The organism is Amycolatopsis sp. MEPSY49 (assembly GCF_051337345.1).
Taxonomy (GTDB): Bacteria; Actinomycetota; Actinomycetes; order Mycobacteriales; family Pseudonocardiaceae; genus Amycolatopsis.
This window is the reverse complement of the sequence record NZ_JBDLYJ010000007.1, coordinates 325,826-341,253: the sequence shown is the minus strand read 5'-3', so window position 1 is coordinate 341,253 and position 15,428 is coordinate 325,826. Positions and strand designations below refer to the sequence as shown.

Here is a 15,428-nt window from a genome sequence, read left to right as displayed (position 1 = left end):
GGTATGGAGACGCGGGAGCTCGCGTATTTCGTGGCCGTCGCCGAGGAGCTGCACTTCGGCCGCGCCGCGCAGCGCCTCGGCATGGCCCAGCCGCCGCTGTCGCGCGCCATCCAGCAGCTCGAACGCCGCATGGGCGTGCCGCTGCTGAACCGCACGAGCCGCGGCGTGCACCTGACCCCGGCGGGCGAGGTTTTCCTTGCGGAGAGCCGGAAAGCGCTCGACGCCGTCGACGCGGCCGTCCGCCGGGCGCAGCGCGCGGGGCAGGAGGAGCCGAAGCTGCTCGTGGTGATGAAGCCCGACGGCGACGCCGGCCTGCTCGCGCGGATCCTCCCCGGTTACCGGGCCGACCCGGACGCGATCGACGTCGAGGTGGTCGTGTGCGGGGTCGGCGAGCAGTCCCGCATGCTGCGCGACGGCCGCGTCGACCTGGCGTTCCTGCACGGCCCCCACGACGACTCCGTCGGGTTCGACACCGAGCTGCTGCTGGAGCAGGACCAGGTGGCGATGCTCGCGCGCGGGCACCGGCTGGCCGGCCGGGCGGCGCTGGTCATGGCCGACCTCGACGGCGAGCCGTTCCCGCGCTGGCCCGGCAGCGACGGGCGCGGGCCCGAGGTGCGGGACGCGGGGCAGCTGCTCCAGCTCGTGGCGCTGGGCCAGGTGGTCGCGGTGGTCCCGGAGTCGGCCCGCCGCCACGCGCGCGCGGACGTCGTGTGCGTCCCGGTGCTCGACGCGCCCCGGACGTCGGTGCTGCTGGCGTGGCCCGACCGGACGCGCTCGCGGGCGGTGGCCGCGTTCGTCCGGGCGAGCACCGACGTCAGATCCCCGGCGGTTCCTTAGCCGCGTTCAATGTCGGCGAACTCCGGTGGATGCGCAAACCTGCGTCATTCCTCCGAGAACGCGCGATTAATCCAAATCAAGCACACTCGGCAACTTGATGCTGAACCCTCAGTAACCCTAGTACTCTTCCTGGCGCCAGGGAGGGCGCGACAGGGGGACCATGAGGAACGAAATCGAAGCCGGCCGGATACTGCGTTTCTGGCGATCGATAGAAATACTCAGCCCGCAAAAAGCACCCAAGCCGACCGAGCTGGGTGCGCGAAACAGTGGCGAGTGGGTTCTCGATCTCTCGCCGGGTGCGGTGTGCCCCTGGGACGAACGGCATCCGATTCACAAGAAGCCGCTGCGTCCCGGGTTGACCAGGCAATACACCGTCTACGGCGGCTTGTTCGACCTCGCCGGGGTGCAATCGGTTCTGGAGCGGCACTTCGGCAACGACGGCAAGTACGTCGACCAGCCCCTCCGGGGTGAAGCCGCCTCGTTCGCCTTCACACTCGATGCACGAGGCGCGCTCATCGAAAACTCCGGAACACTGTCGGCCTGCGCCTGGGCGATCGGGCGGACGACGAAGGTGGATCCGGAGACGCCGGACTGGCTGGAGGGTTTCAAGCAGGAGGAGCGCGACTTCGCGACCGCCCTGAACGCGCTGACCTCTTCCACCGCACTGAAGTCCCGAGCCGCGAGCGTCGCCCGTGCGGCGGTGCACACGCTCGCCTCCAAGGCGAAGTCCGCCGCGGTCGAAGCGGGCACCGAAGGAGCCAAGTCCACCGGAGCAGCCGTCACCACCGCAGCCGCGGCGACGGTCGGGGCCGTGGCCGGTCCGATCGTGGGCGGTGTCGCCGGAGCCGTCGCCGGGAAGTTCGCCGAAGCACTGCTCACCCCCAAGAAGCAGAACTCGCCCGGCACCTCGGAAAAAGACGAAAAGGACGAGGGTGTAGAAGCACCCGAATCGAGCGCGCCCCGATTCGTCATCACCTCCCGCGCGCTGCATTGGTTCGCCGAGGAGCTGGGGACCGAACTGGGTATCAAGGACCTGCTCGGAACCGGCGGCATCCGAATCAAGACTTCCGTCGTCCGAGCCCGCGACGCGGCCGAGCCCGTCGAGCAGAACTTCTTGAACAGTTACCTGATGGACGACCTGGCGCGCGTCGCGGGCGCGGTCGAGAGCGGGAAGACCGGAATCGCACTCGCCGAGTACCTCCGAGCCGACCGGACGATCCCGGCCGGCGACCGGATCGATGTCCGATCGGACACCGCGGCGGTCACCCGGGGCGTCGAACCCGCACGGATCCCGCCGGGAAGATGGCCGCAGGACCCGGCCCGGTCGCTGGTGGTGAGCCAGCAGTTCGCCGTCGACCAGGTCATCGGCGACCTCTACCCGCGTGGCGGTGTCTTCGCCGTCAACGGCCCCCCGGGTACCGGCAAGACGACGCTTCTGCGCGACGTGCTTGCCGCGATCGTGGTCCAGCGCGCCGAAGCGCTGTCCACGCTGCACCATCCCGTCGACGGCTTCCCCGGGCCGCCGCGCAAAGTCGCTCTCACGGACCGTTACACCGCGACCGTCCGCGCTCCACGTGCCGACCTCACCGGGTTCGAAATTCTGCTGGCGACAGCGGGCAACGACGCCGCGGAGAACGTCACGGCGGAGATCCCCGGTATCGGTGCGGTTCGCGGTGGCGAAGAAGCCGCCCTGGCCGCCGATTACTTCACCGAACTGGCCACCCATGTGCTCGGCGCCGAAGCGTGGGGCCTCGTAGCGGCAAAACTCGGGAAGAAGTCCCACTGCGCGGCCTTCGTCAAGAGCTTCTGGTGGGGCGACAGCCGGCCCTCGCCGAGCACCGACCACCAGGACCAGACCGAACCGGAGCAGATCAAGGGGATGCGGGCGCTCCTGGACGCCGCCGCACGAGAGCCACTCGACGCTGCCGGCTGGGCACGTTCGGTGGCCCAGTTCAAGACAGCTTTGGCGAAGGTGCGGAAGCTCGCCGACGAACGCCAGCTCATCGCCGAAGCGGTAACCCGGCTGGCGCGCGAGCGGGCCGCTCTCGAAAGCGCCGATAGAAACCTCTCCGAAGCGCAGAAGCACTGGCGGCGCACCCACCAGTACGTTCCCGCGGTCGCGGCACGGCTGCACCGAGCTCGGGGCGCCTTCGCCGAGGCCGATCGGGAATACGAGCTGCACCTGCGACGCAAGCCGGGATTCTGGGAACAGTTGCTCAGCTTGTTCCGTCGGCTGACCGACTGGCGTCAACGCGACAACGAGCTCGCCCGCGCCCGCGAACTCGCCCGCCGAGAGCTTCGGGAAAGCGAGTTCCACCAGGCCAACCTCGACGCCGAACTGAATCGGCTGGCCGGGCAGTGCCGGCACCACGAGCAGCGACGCCTGGAGGAGCACCGGAAGGTAACGGCCACCACGGAGATCGTCGACTCGGCTCGCGCACGGTGGCCGGGCGTGCTCCCGGAGGCCGACAGCTTCCGCGACCCCGACCACTTCCAGTTGTGGACCCCGTGGGCCGACTCCGAGTTCACCCGCGCGAGGAACGACGTCTTCCTCGAGGCCCTCCGCCTGCACAAAGCCTTCGTGCTCGGTTCCGAGGCTCGGCTGAGGGACAACCTGAACACCGTCATGACCGCTTTGCGAGACCGCCTGACGATCGCGACGGACGTACTACTGGCCGCCTGGCAGTCACTGTTCCTCGTCGTCCCGATCATCTCCACGACGTTCGCCTCGCTGCCCCGCTTGTTCGGTCAGTTCGGGGCCGACACGTTCGGCTGGTTGTTCGTCGACGAAGCCGGGCAAGCGGCTCCGCAGCAGGTTGTGGGCGGGATCTGGCGCGCTCGACGCGCCTTGCTCGTCGGTGATCCCCGGCAGCTGGAGCCCATTGTCTCCTTGCCCCAGGCAACTCAGGATGCGTTGAGCCGACATCTCCGCGTGGATCGGAGGTGGTCTCCCGGACGAGCTTCGGCTCAGCAGATCGCCGACCGTCTGGCTCGCTTCGGCACCGCGCTTCCACAGGACGACGACGGCCCACCGCTTTGGGTGGGCTCGCCGTTGCGGGTGCATCGGAGGTGCGACCGGCCGATGTTCGAAATTTCCAACCGGATCGCCTACGGCGGCACAGTGATGGTCTACGGGACGGGTGACCGCGGTCCGTACCCCGGCTCGAACCAGTGGATCGATGTCGTGTCCGGAGAGTCGGAAGACAAGTGGATTCCCGAGGAAGGCCTCGTGCTGGTGCGCCTGCTGCGCGACCTGCTCGCCGACGGCGTCCCGCTGAACGACGTCCGGATCATCAGTCCCTTCCGGAAGGTGGTCCAGGGCAGCCAGCGGGTCGTCGGGTCGCAGTTCGGCTGGGACTTCGCCAAGGAGAACATCGGAACCGTGCACACCGTTCAAGGGAAGGAAGCCGACGTGGTGATCCTCGTCCTGGGTGGCGGGCCGGGCAAGCAGCGAGCCCGTGCCTGGGCGGCGGAGAAGCCCAACTTGCTCAACGTTGCCGTTTCCCGCGCGAAGCGCAGGCTGATCGTGATCGGCAACCGAGCCGATTGGGGCCGTGAACAGTACTTCGACGTTCTCCGCGCCACCCTCCCCCGAACGCTGCCGGTGCGTGAACAGCTGCCCGGTGCGTGAACAATGGAGTACTGGGCACGACCCCACCCTGGCTCGGACCCGAACGGCGTTCGTCCGGGCGAGCACCAACGTCAGATCCCCGGCGGTTCCTTGGCCCACTTCGGCGGCGCCGGCGGCTCGTACTTCTCGAACGCGTCCAGCAGCGCGGCCGGGTCGGCGTCCGCCATCAGCAGCTTCCGGTAGTCCTCCTTGACGAACCCCTCGGTCACCATGTGGTCGGCGAACGCCAGCAGCGGCCCGTAGTAGCCGTCGACGTCGACCAGGCCGATCGGCTTGCCGTGCAGCCCCAGCTGGGCCCACGTCCAGACCTCGAACAGCTCCTCCAGGGTGCCCGCGCCGCCCGGCAGCGCCAGGAAGCCGTCGGACAGCGCCGCCATCTTGGCCTTGCGCTCGTGCATGTCCGCCACCACGTGCAGCTCCGACAGGCCCGCGTGGGCGATCTCGACCGACGACAGCGCCTCCGGGATCACGCCGATCACCTCGCCGCCCGCCGCCAGGGCCGCGTCCGCCACCACGCCCATCGTGCCGACGCTCGCGCCGCCGTACACCAGGCCGATGCCGCGCTGGGCCAGGAGCTTGCCCAGCGCCGCCGCCTGCTCGGCGTAGCGCGGGGAGAACCCCATCGACGAACCGCAGAACACGCAGATCCGGCTCATCAGTGGGTGTCCTCCCAGGCCTGGTAGGACTCCTGCACCACGCGGACGGCGTCGTCGATGTCGTCGGTGACGTGCAGCAGGTCCAGGTCGTGCGGGCTGATCTTGCCCTCGGCCTGGACGGTCTTGGCGATCCAGTCGTAGAGGCCGCCCCAGTAGTCGCTGCCGAACAGCACCACCGGGAACTTCGTGACCTTCTTGGTCTGCACCAGCGTCAGCGCCTCGAACAGCTCGTCGAGCGTGCCGAAGCCGCCGGGCAGGCAGATGAAGGCCTGCGAATACTTGATGAACATCGTCTTGCGGGCGAAGAAGTACCGGAAGTTGACGCCGAGGTCGACCCACGGGTTCAGGCCCTGCTCGAACGGCAGCTCGATGCCGAGCCCGACGGAGAAGCCGCCGGCCTCGGCCGCGCCGCGGTTGACCGCCTCCATCGCGCCCGGGCCGCCGCCGGTCATCACGGCGAAGCCCGCGTTGGCCAGCGCGCCGCCGATCTTGCGGCCGAGCTCGTACTCCGGGTTGTCGCGCTTGGTGCGCGCCGAGCCGAACACCGTGACCGCGCGCGGGACCTCGGCGAGCGCGCCGAAGCCCTCGACGAACTCGGCCTGGATCCGCAGGACGCGCCACGGGTCGGTGTGCACCCAGTCGCTCGGGCCGCGCGAGTCCAGCAGCCGCTGGTCGGTGGTGCTGCCCTGGTCGCGGCGGTCGCGGCGCAGCACGACCGGGCCCTTGTGCCGCTCCACCGGGCGTTCGGGGTACTGGCCGTCCGGCCATTCAGACTGTTCGCTCACTACGCCATGCTACGGCCTCCCCACCTTCTTTCCGGGGGTCCGGGGGCGGGGCCCCCGGCGGGGGCGTGGGGGCTCGGCCCCCACATGTCACTGCAGCGAAAACGCGAGCAGCGCCGTGGAGGTGAAGTCGATGGCCGGCTCGTTGCTGGGCCATGAACTGAGGTCGTCGGCGTAGCGACTTCCCTGGCCGTCGAAGGGTTCATACGGACGGGTGCATTCCTTCGCGCCCGCCGGGAACGGCAGATCGGCGAAGTTGTCCGCGCCGTTCGGGCCGTTGACGACCGCGCCGTACAGCACTTTGGAAGGTCCGGCGAGGTTCGCGGCCTGGTGGTGCGGGCACTGCGGCGACGTCGTGCCGACGCCGACCACGAGCGACACGCCCCAGGCGTTCGCGCCGAGCGTGAAGTCACGCTGTCGCGCGCCGAAGGCCGCGTACCGGGTGTCGCCGGTGACGCGCTGGTAGAGCCGGGCGGTGGCGGCGAACCCGAAGCTCTTGCTGGCGGCGTCGAAGTCGGTGACGTCGACAGCGGTCCGGAATGGACTCTTCTTCGCCTGTTCGACGCCGGCGTCCAGCTGCCGGCGGAGGTCCGCGGCCAGTTCCCGGACGCCCAGCGCGGCGCCGGGGACGCCGGTGCGCAGCAGCCCGGCGAGGTCGGCGTGGGCGAGCGCGCTGGTGTCGTAGAGGTTCAACGTGCTCGTGTCGTCGCTGGTGATGTACGCCTTCGCCCACTTCGCCGCGTCGCGGGCCCAGGCGTTCGCGCGCGGGTCATGCAGTGCGCGTCCCGCGAGCGCGAGCTGCGTCGCACCGAGTTCCAGGTCGTCCGCCCAGGACGACTCCGGGTAGTAGGCGTGCGGGAACGCGCTGACGAGCTCGCCGACGTCCGTCGTCTTGGCCTGGGCGAACACCGCGGCGGCTTCGGCCAGGTAGTGCCGGGCCAGACGCGGGTCGCGGTGGACCTGCACCTGCGCGCCCAGTGCGAACGCGGCGGCGACGCGGCCGGCGAGGTTCGGCGACAGCGGCGCGCCCGCCGGGGCGGCCGGGAACACCGGGCGGTACTTGACGAAGTACGCGGGGTCGCCGGGCTTGACGTCGAGGGCGTCGTCGTCCTGCGGGTTGCGCCAGACGTCGTGGTCGCCGAGGAAGCCGAACTCCTCGCTCCCGGTGCCGATGCCGACCTGGGCGTAGAGGGTCCTGGTCCGGCCGTCCCACATCTTGTCGAGCCAGTCGAGCCCGAAGCGGACTTCCTTGGCCAGCACCGGATCGGGGTCATCCCGCAGGACGAAACCGAGTTCGGCCAGCGAGTACGCGGTGTTGGAGGTGAACTTGACGAAGTCGCCCGCGTCGACCCAGCCGCCTTCGACGTCGACCGGACCGCCCTGCGGCTTCAGCGGTTCGACGATTTCGTCGCCGCCCTCGCCGGCGAACTTCGGTTCGGCGTAGACGGTGGCTTTCGTGTCTGCGAGATGCGACGGCCGGCGGTCGAGCCGGCCGGGGATGACGTCATGGCCGTCGCGCTGAGCCTGGAAGAACTCGGTCGTAGCACGCACGAGCGGGCGGAACAGGCGGCTCGCGGTGTCGATCCGGAACGGCGGCGACGTCGCTCCCGCGGCCTTCACGCGGTAGGTGCCCGGCCGGTCCAGAGTGGACAGATCGAGGTCGAAGACGTTCGGGTAGCGGGTGTTCCAGGCACCCAGGCTCGCGCCGACGCGGCCCTCCCGGACGGTGCGGCCGCGCTCGTCGACGACGGTGAACTTCCCCGGCGCGCCGCCGAGCAGGTATGCGTGCTTCGCCTCACCCAGCGCGTAGCCGACTTGGTCGACGCGCACCTCGGCCGGCGTCGCGGCTTCGGCCGGGGTGGCGGCGAGGGGCACGGCGAGCGCGGCCGCCGTCGCGAGGGGAAGCAGGCGCATGATCGGCCTCCGCTTTGTTAGGAAAGTTTCCTATTTAACGCTAGCCTGCCCGTGGCCAGGGCGTCAATATGTCCGTTTCCGGGACTTGACAGGTGATGACCTACCGTGGGGAGATGACCGAACCGCTCGGCGCGCGGATCCGGCGGTTGCGCACCGACCGGGGGTGGACCCAGCGCGAGCTGGCCGAGCCGGGTTACGACCGGGGCTTCCTCGCGAAGGTCGAGACGGGCAGCCGTCCGCCGTCGGAGGAGATGCTGGCGTACCTGGCGCGCCGGCTCGGACTGACCGTCGACGAGCTGCGGTTCGGCCGGCCGCCCGGCATCGCCGAGGAGCTGCGCGCGGCGCTCGACGAGGGGTACCGCGACCTCGAACAGGGCCGGGTCGCCGTGGCGGAAGAGCGGTTCGCGACGGTGGCGCGGCAGGCCGCGGGCTACCGCCTCGCCGACGTCGAGTGCTACGCGCGGTTCTGCCGGGCCGAGGTGAAGTGGCAGCTCTTCGACGTCGCGGGCGCGCAGAAGGAGCTGGAGCACGCGGCGGAGCTGGCAGAGGCGGCGCCGCCGTGGCTGCGGGCGATGATCGTGCACCGCTGGTCGGGCTGCCGGTACCTGAGCGGCGACGCGGGCACGGCGATCGCGCGCGTCGAAGAGGCGCTGGCTTCCCCGGAGCTCGATGCCGACGCCGAGTTGTGCCTGCTCAGCGCGTTGATCCACCCGCTGATGGAGATGGGCGGGCTGCACCGGGCCGAGCGCGCGGCGCACGACGGCGTCCGGTTGACCCGGGCGGCTTCGCGGCCGGACTTCGTCGCGCGGTTCCACCGGCAGGCGTCGCAGGTGTGGCAGGCGATCGGGCAGCCGGAGCGGGCCGAGCAGGACTTGATCGAGGCGTGCCGGCTGTTCGCGTCGGTGGGATTCGACCGCGACGCGGCCCGTTGCCGCTGGGCCCGGGGGTACCTGCTGCGCCGGCTGGGCCGGTTGGACGAGGCGCGCGCGGAGCTGACAGCGGCCCGCGACCAGCTGGCGGCGATCGGTTCGGAGGAGGGCGTCGCGGGGGCGACGGTCGAACTGGCCGAGGTCCGGCTCCGCCAAGGGGCAGCCTCGGAGGCGGCTGCGCTGGTCTCGGAGGTGTGGCCGCTGCTGGAGCGCGATGTGGAGGGGCTGGCGGAAGCGACGGGGTTGCGCGGGCAGATCGCGCAGGCCGAGGGGAATTTGGAGACGGCCACGCGGCTGCTGCGGGAGGCGGCGGAGATCCAGACTCGGGCATCGCTGCACGGGGCGGCGGTTTCGACGGCGTTGAGGTTGGGTGACGTGCTCCGGCAACGTGGTCATGTGGACGAGGCCATCGAGGCGTACCGGCGAGGACTCGACTCGGCGGCGGGCACCGAGGGGTAGCGCGACAGGCTCCGGCTCGGGCAACCACCCCGATCCGCCGGACCACTGGGCTCACTGGTCCGAACCAAACCCAACTCCCTACCAAAGTTGGTGAATTGGTTCAGACCAGTCGTCAACCTCGCCGCTTCCTGCGGTTTCGCCCGCAAAGCCGTGATCTTCAACCGACACCACTAGGCCATTCGGCCCATTGACCGGCGCACGACCGGAACCTTTACTCGGACGCGTCCGGCGCAATAACACCAGTTATTCCGCCGGTCACACTCCCCGCGTTCCCCGGAAAGGTGCCCCATGAGATCCCCACGAGGGCTGGCGGCGATCGCCGGCCTGGCCCTGACCTTCGCGGCGGTGCCGGCGATCCCGGCCGCCGCCGTCCCAGCCCGACAACAAGCCGCCCCGCCCGAAGCGCTCGCCGCCCGAGCTGCCGACCAGGCCGCGCTCAACGGCGTCGACCGGCTCGCCAAGGGCTCCGGTGAAGCCTTCGTCCGCACCGGCGTCACCCCCGGTGGCGGCGGCCTCTACTACGCCTCCTACCAGCGCACCTACCACGGCCTGCCGGTCGTCGGCGGGGACGCGGTCGTCGTCGCGGACGGCGCCGGCCGGGTTCGCGGTACCGAAGCCGCCCGCACCGCGCCCATCGAAGTGCCGACCCAGGCCACGCTCAGCGCCGGTCAAGCGACCAAGATCGCCCGGAGCAAGGTGTCCACAGTGGACAGCGCGACCCCGCCGAAGCTCGTCGTGCTCGCCGGGGACGCCCCGAAGCTCGCCTACGAGGTCGTCGTCTCCGGACACGACCAAGCCCGTCCGACCAGGCTGCACGTCTTCGTCGACAGCGTGACCGGCCAGGTCCTCGACACCCGCGACGACGTCCGCGAAGCCGGCACCGGCAACTCCTACTACGGCGGCACCGTCTCGATCGACACGTCCGGCTCCGGCAGCTCCTACTCGATGACCGACCCGGGCCGCCGCGGCATCGCCTGCGGCCGCGAAGGCGGCTCGATCTTCACCAAGAGCAGCAACACCTGGGGCAACGGCTCCGGCACCGATCTGGAAACCGCCTGCGTCGACGCGCTCTACAGCGTCCAGACCGAGTGGAAGATGCTCGGCGACTGGCTGGGCCGGAACGGCATCGACGGCGCCGGCGGCGGCTTCCGCGCCAGCGTCGGCCTCAACGACGTCAACGCGTACTGGGACGGCTCCTCGACCCACTTCGGGCACTCGCAGGACAACCGCCGCCAGGCGACGCCGATGGACGTCGTCGGGCACGAGTTCGGGCACGCCATCTTCCAGACCACCCCGGGCGGCGCCGGCTCCGGCAACGAAAACGGCGGGCTCAACGAGTCCACCGGCGACATCTTCGGCGCGCTGACCGAGGCCTACGCGAACAACCCCGTCGACCGGCCGGACTTCACCGTCGGCGAGGGCGTCAACCTCGTCGGCCAGGGCCCGATCCGCTACATGGACAACCCGTCGAAGGTCGGCGACCCGAACTGCTACTCGTCGTCGATCCCCAGCACCGAGGTGCACGCCGCGGCCGGCCCGCAGAACCACTGGTTCTACCTCCTCTCCCAGGGCAGCAGCGCCAGCCCGACGTGCAACAACTCGACCGTCACCGGCATCGGCATCCAGAAGGCCGGCAAGATCTTCTACAACGGCCTGCTGAAGAAGACGTCGTCGTGGAACCACCGCGCGGCCCGCAAGGCCACACTCGAAGCCGCGATCGCGCTCTTCCCCGGCAGCTGCGCGGAGTTCACCGCCACCAAGGCCGCGTGGGACGCCGTGAGCGTCGCGGCCGTCAGCGGTGAGCCGACCTGCAGCGGCCAGCCGCCCGCGGGCAACGACTACTCGCTGACCCTCTCGCCGACGTCCGCGTCCGTCCAACCCGGACAGACCGCGACGACGACCATCACCACGCGGGTCACCTCGGGCAACGCCCAGACCGTCCAGCTGCTCGCCACCGGCCTGCCCGAGGGCGCGAAGGCGACGATCAGCCCGGCGAGCGTCCAGTCCGGCGGCACCGCGACGCTGACCATCACCACCTCGGCGACCACGCCGCAGGGCACCAGCCAGGTGACGGTCACCGGCGACGGCACCGACGCCGACCACACCGCGCAGTTCTCGCTCACCGTCGGTACCGGCACCCCGCCGACCGGTTGCGACGGGCTGGCGGAGTGGGACTCCGCGAAGGCGTACGTGCCCAACGACGTCGTCGGCCACAACGGTCACAAGTGGACGTCGCTGTGGTACTCGACCGGTGCCGAGCCCGGCGCGCCCGGCTCGTGGGCCGTGTGGAGCGACGCCGGCGCCTGCTGATCCCGGTCGTGCGGCGGCGGGCGACTCCCCCGCCGCCGCGCGGCCTACCCTGAACCGGTGGAAGGGCGACCCGAGTGAGCGAAAGCGTCGGCGAACGCCTGCGTGAGCTGCGCACCGAGCGCGGGCTCACGCAGCGCGAACTGGCCGGACCGCAGTACTCGGCGGCGTACGTGTCGTCGGTCGAGACCGGCGCGCGGACGCCGTCGGGCGACGCGCTGCGGTTCTTCGCCCAGCAGCTGGGCATCGAGCCGGACGAGCTGCTCGGCGGCAGCTCCCCGCGCGAGCTGATCGAGCTCGACCTCGAGCTGATCGAGACGGCGGAACGGTTCCTGGCCGGCGACGCCCGCCGCGCGGTCCCGCGGATGCAACGGATCCGGCGCCAGGCCGAACGCCTCGACCGGCCGCGGCAGGCGGGGATCGCGCTGCTGTGGCTGGCCGGGTACTCGACCGGTGACGTCCGCACGAAATACGTCGCGGAGGCCGAAACGGCGTTGTCGGGCGAGCCGCCGCCGGTGCGGGCGATGGTCGTGCCGCTGCGCGCGGCGGTGCTGTCCGGCTGGGGCGAGGCGCAGTATTCCTTGCACCTGCTGGAAACCTGCCACGCGGAGCTGCTGCGCGACGGCTACCCGCAGCCGTCGATGCTCCTGACGCTGCGGGCGTGCCTGGCCGAGCGGCACCTGCGGCAGGGCGACCTGGAGCGGGCCGCGGAGTACGCCGAGTCGGCGCTGCGGCTCGCCCGGGGCGGGCCGGCGGTGCTGGCCGAGCTGACCCGCAGCCACCTCGAGGTGTGCCGCAGCCACCTGGCGGCCGACCGGTTCGCCGACGCGGCCGCGTCCGTCTCCGCGGCCTACGACCTGATGCAGGAGCGGGCGCTGCACCCGGCGATGGCGCACTGCCTGCTGGCCAGGGCTCGGGTCCGCGGCCGCGCGGGCGACGTCGAAGGCGCGCTGGCCGACCTCGGCGCGGCGCGGGAGACGGCGTGGCCGGACGACGTCCCGGCGATCACCGTCGAGCTGGCGGCCGAGTACCTGGCGGCGGGCCGGCTGCAGACGGCGTCGGCGCTGCTCGACCAGGTCCGCCCGGCCGTCGTCGCGGGCACGGCGCTGGCGGCGGAACTGCGGCTGCAGCTCGGGTCGCTGGCCCGGGCGCGCGGCGACGCCCGCGGTGCGGCGGAGTACCTGCGGGCGGCGGTCGAGCTCGCCACCGGGCTCGGGGCGCGGGGCGTGCTGGTGCGCGCTTTGCGGCCGTTGAGCGAACTGCTGGGTGAGATCGGAAAGCAGGAAGAGGCCGCGAACGTGCTGCGGAACGGGCTGATCGCGTTGGGCGCCGAAGCCGACTGAATCGTTTTCCTAAGCGGCGCTGAGGAATCCCGATGATCGAGATCGTCCGGCGTTCGGATGGTGTCCGGGACAGTCCCTACGAAAGTCGTTCCGGCGCGGAACGCGCGGCGAATCCCCAGCACCGGCGGGGTTTGTACGAATTGACCGGTGAATCCGGAACATGGTGTTGGTCCGTTCGGCGCATTGACGCCCGGAACCGCTGATCCTTTACTCGGATGCGTCCGGACGCATACCTCCTGTTAGTCCCCGGGACACGTCCCCTTTTCCTTCGCCACACCCATCTTCGTGGAAGGAAGACCTCGATGACCCATCGTGGGTTCAGAACGGGCTTGGCGGCCGCCGCCGGGCTCGCCATGACGCTCGCGCTGCCGGTGACCCCGGCGAGCGCGACCCCGGCGGCCCAGCCCGCCGCCCCGGACGTCGCCGCCGCCCGCGCCGCCGACCAAGCGGCCGCCAGCGGGCTCGACGCGCTCAAGCGCGGCCCCGCCGAAGCCTTCCAGCGCGTCGGCCTCACGGCCGGCGGCGGCGGGCTGTTCTACGGCGCCTACCAGCGCACCTACCAGGGCCTGCGGGTCGTGGGCGGGGACGCGGTCGTCGTCGCCGACGGGGCCGGTCGCGTGCGCGGCACCAGTGCCGCCGACACCGCCCCGATCAGCGTCGGGACGCAGGCGCTCGTCGACGCCGCGAAGGCCGCGGCCACCGCGCGCGCTCGACTGCCCACTGTGGACAGTGTGAGCACGCCGGAGAAGGTCGTGCTGGCCGGGGCGAACCCGAAGCTCGCGTACGAGGTCGTCGTCACCGGGCGCACCGCGACCGCGCCGAGCAACCTGCACGTGTTCGTCGACGCGGCGACCGGCGCGGTGCTCGACAAGCGGGACGACGTCAAGGTGTTCGCCTCCGGGGCGAAGGGCCAGGCCCAGCCGGCCACGGTGAACGTCGTGGGCACCGGCAACAGCTACTACGTCGGCCAGGTCTCCATCGACACCACGCAGTCCGGCAGCACGTACACGCTGCGCGACCCCGCCCGCACCGGCCTCAGCTGCGGCCGCGAAGGCGGGTCCGTCTACAGTGGACCGGACAACAACTGGGGCAACGGCTCCGGCACCGACCTGGAAACCGCCTGCGTCGACACGCTGTTCGGGTCCCAGACCGAGTGGAAGATGCTCGGCGACTGGCTGGGCCGCAACGGTATCAACGGCAACGGCGGCGGCTACCCGGCGTCGGTCGGCCTGTCCGACGTCAACGCCTACTGGAACGGTTCGTCGACGCACTTCGGCCACTCGCAGGACAACCAGCGCCAGGCCACCTCGATCGACGTCGTCGCCCACGAGTACGGGCACGCCATCTTCCAGACCACCCCGGGTGGCGCGGGTTCCGGCAACGAGAACGGCGGGCTGAACGAGTCCACCGGTGACATCTTCGGCGCGCTGACCGAGGCGTACGCGAACAACGCCAAGGACACCCCGGACTACGAGGTCGGCGAGGGCGTCAACCTGGTCGACCAGGGCCCGATCCGCTACATGTACCAGCCGTCCAAGGTCGGCGACCCGAACTGCTACTCGTCGTCGATCCCGAGCACCGAGGTGCACGCGGCGGCCGGTCCGCAGAACCACTGGTTCTACCTGCTGGCCGAGGGCTCGAACCCGGGTGGCGGCAAGCCCACCAGCCCGACCTGCAACAACTCTTCGGTCACCGGCATCGGCATCCAGAAGGCCGGCAAGATCTTCTACAACGGCCTGCTGAAGAAGACCTCGTCGTGGAACCACAAGGCCGCCCGCAAGGCGACCCTCGAAGCCGCGATCGCGCTCTTCCCGGGCAGCTGCACCGAGTACAACGCCACCAAGGCCGCGTGGGACGCCATCTCCGTCACCGCGGCGACCGGTGAGCCCACCTCGTGCAGCGGCGGCGGCCCGGACTTCTCCGTCGCGCTGAACCCGGCTTCGGGTTCGGTGCAGCCGGGCGCCTCGGCCACCACCACGATCAGCACCGCGGTCACCTCCGGCGCGGCGCAGTCGATCACGCTGTCCGCGTCGGGTCTCCCGGCCGGCGCGACCGCGACGTTCAACCCGGCGACGATCCAGTCCGGCGGTAGCTCGACGCTGACCATCGCGACGACGTCGTCGACGCCGACCGGCAGCTTCCCGGTCACCATCACCGCCGACGGCGCGAGCACCGACCACACGGCGACGTACACGCTGTCCGTCGGGACCACCGGGTCGTGCGCGCCGGTGACCAACTCGACGCGGCTGAACATCCCGGACTACCCGGCGAGCGCGGTCAGCAGCACCAGCACCGTCAGCGGCTGCGCGCGCAACGCGTCCGGCAGCACGAAGGTCGAGGTGCACATCACCCACACCTACCGCGGTGACCTGGTCCTCGACCTGGTCGCGCCGGACGGCACCGCCTACCGGCTGAAGAACTCCAGCAGCGACTCCACCCCGAACATCGACACCACCTACACCGTCAACGCTTCTTCGGAAGCCGCGAACGGCGCGTGGCAGCTCCGCATCCGAGACGTCGGCCCCGCCGACACCGGTTACCTGTCCTCCTGGACGTTGACCGTCTGATGA

9 protein-coding genes are annotated in these 15,428 nt (G+C 70.9%); 6 read left to right on the top strand and 3 right to left on the bottom strand.

Translation table 11 applies throughout. The annotated features are described in order from the left end of the window. Positions 1-3: 3 nt before the first annotated feature. Together ABFJ78_RS30410 and ABFJ78_RS30405 are read left to right on the top strand one after the other, a co-directional pair. The gene (locus ABFJ78_RS30410; protein ID WP_436389992.1) at positions 4-837 is read left to right on the top strand and encodes a LysR family transcriptional regulator; all 834 of its coding nucleotides are present in this window, start codon (positions 4-6) and stop codon (positions 835-837) included. Positions 838-997: 160 nt separating this feature from the next. Continuing rightward, positions 998-4,468 carry a DEAD/DEAH box helicase gene (locus ABFJ78_RS30405; RefSeq protein ID WP_436389991.1) on the top strand — a complete coding sequence of 1,157 codons (3,471 nt, stop codon included), beginning with the start codon at positions 998-1,000 and terminating at the stop codon, positions 4,466-4,468. A gap of 71 nt (positions 4,469-4,539) precedes the next feature. Here ABFJ78_RS30405 and ABFJ78_RS30400 read toward each other — a convergent pair whose 3' ends face one another. From ABFJ78_RS30400 to ABFJ78_RS30390, 3 genes are all read right to left on the bottom strand, one after another. Further along, positions 4,540-5,124: a TIGR00730 family Rossman fold protein gene (locus tag ABFJ78_RS30400; protein WP_436389990.1), complete on the bottom strand. Its 585-nt coding sequence runs from the start codon at positions 5,122-5,124 to the stop codon at positions 4,540-4,542. Beyond that, positions 5,124-5,909, bottom strand: coding sequence for a TIGR00730 family Rossman fold protein (locus ABFJ78_RS30395; RefSeq protein WP_436389989.1), 786 nt, complete (start codon positions 5,907-5,909; stop codon positions 5,124-5,126). The genes ABFJ78_RS30400 and ABFJ78_RS30395 overlap by 1 nt, the downstream gene beginning before the upstream one ends. Positions 5,910-5,996: 87 nt before the next feature. After that, positions 5,997-7,820, bottom strand: a complete 1,824-nt coding sequence (locus tag ABFJ78_RS30390; RefSeq protein ID WP_436389988.1) for a glycoside hydrolase family 9 protein — start codon at positions 7,818-7,820, stop codon at positions 5,997-5,999. Positions 7,821-7,915: 95 nt separating this feature from the next. On the opposite strand from ABFJ78_RS30390, the gene ABFJ78_RS30385 reads away from it, so the two are divergent. The 4 genes from ABFJ78_RS30385 to ABFJ78_RS30370 all read left to right on the top strand — a co-directional run bounded on the left by ABFJ78_RS30385 (position 7,916) and on the right by ABFJ78_RS30370 (position 15,425). Continuing rightward, on the top strand, positions 7,916-9,208 hold the full coding sequence (locus ABFJ78_RS30385) for a helix-turn-helix domain-containing protein (protein WP_436389987.1): 1,293 nt from the start codon (positions 7,916-7,918) through the stop codon (positions 9,206-9,208). Positions 9,209-9,496: 288 nt separating this feature from the next. Beyond that, entirely contained in the window at positions 9,497-11,518 is a 2,022-nt protein-coding gene (locus ABFJ78_RS30380; RefSeq protein WP_436389986.1) for a M4 family metallopeptidase, read from the top strand. A 74-nt stretch (positions 11,519-11,592) separates the two neighbouring features. Further along, positions 11,593-12,858 carry a helix-turn-helix domain-containing protein gene (locus tag ABFJ78_RS30375; protein ID WP_436389985.1) on the top strand — a complete coding sequence of 422 codons (1,266 nt, stop codon included), beginning with the start codon at positions 11,593-11,595 and terminating at the stop codon, positions 12,856-12,858. A 302-nt stretch (positions 12,859-13,160) separates the two neighbouring features. Then, a complete protein-coding gene (locus ABFJ78_RS30370; RefSeq protein ID WP_436389984.1) occupies positions 13,161-15,425 on the top strand; it encodes a M4 family metallopeptidase in 2,265 nt (754 codons plus the stop codon). Positions 15,426-15,428: the final 3 nt, after the last annotated feature.

What these genes read in the sequence shown, in the direction of transcription:
- ABFJ78_RS30410 (WP_436389992.1), top strand. Translation starts at nt 4, where the DNA reads ATGGAGACGCGGGAGCTCGCGTATTTCGTGGCCGTCGCCGAGGAGCTG.
- ABFJ78_RS30405 (WP_436389991.1), top strand. Translation starts at nt 998, where the DNA reads ATGAGGAACGAAATCGAAGCCGGCCGGATACTGCGTTTCTGGCGATCG.
- ABFJ78_RS30400 (WP_436389990.1), bottom strand. Translation starts at nt 5,124, where the DNA reads ATGAGCCGGATCTGCGTGTTCTGCGGTTCGTCGATGGGGTTCTCCCCG.
- ABFJ78_RS30390 (WP_436389988.1), bottom strand. Translation starts at nt 7,820, where the DNA reads ATGCGCCTGCTTCCCCTCGCGACGGCGGCCGCGCTCGCCGTGCCCCTC.
- ABFJ78_RS30385 (WP_436389987.1), top strand. Translation starts at nt 7,916, where the DNA reads ATGACCTACCGTGGGGAGATGACCGAACCGCTCGGCGCGCGGATCCGG.
- ABFJ78_RS30380 (WP_436389986.1), top strand. Translation starts at nt 9,497, where the DNA reads ATGAGATCCCCACGAGGGCTGGCGGCGATCGCCGGCCTGGCCCTGACC.
- ABFJ78_RS30370 (WP_436389984.1), top strand. Translation starts at nt 13,161, where the DNA reads ATGACCCATCGTGGGTTCAGAACGGGCTTGGCGGCCGCCGCCGGGCTC.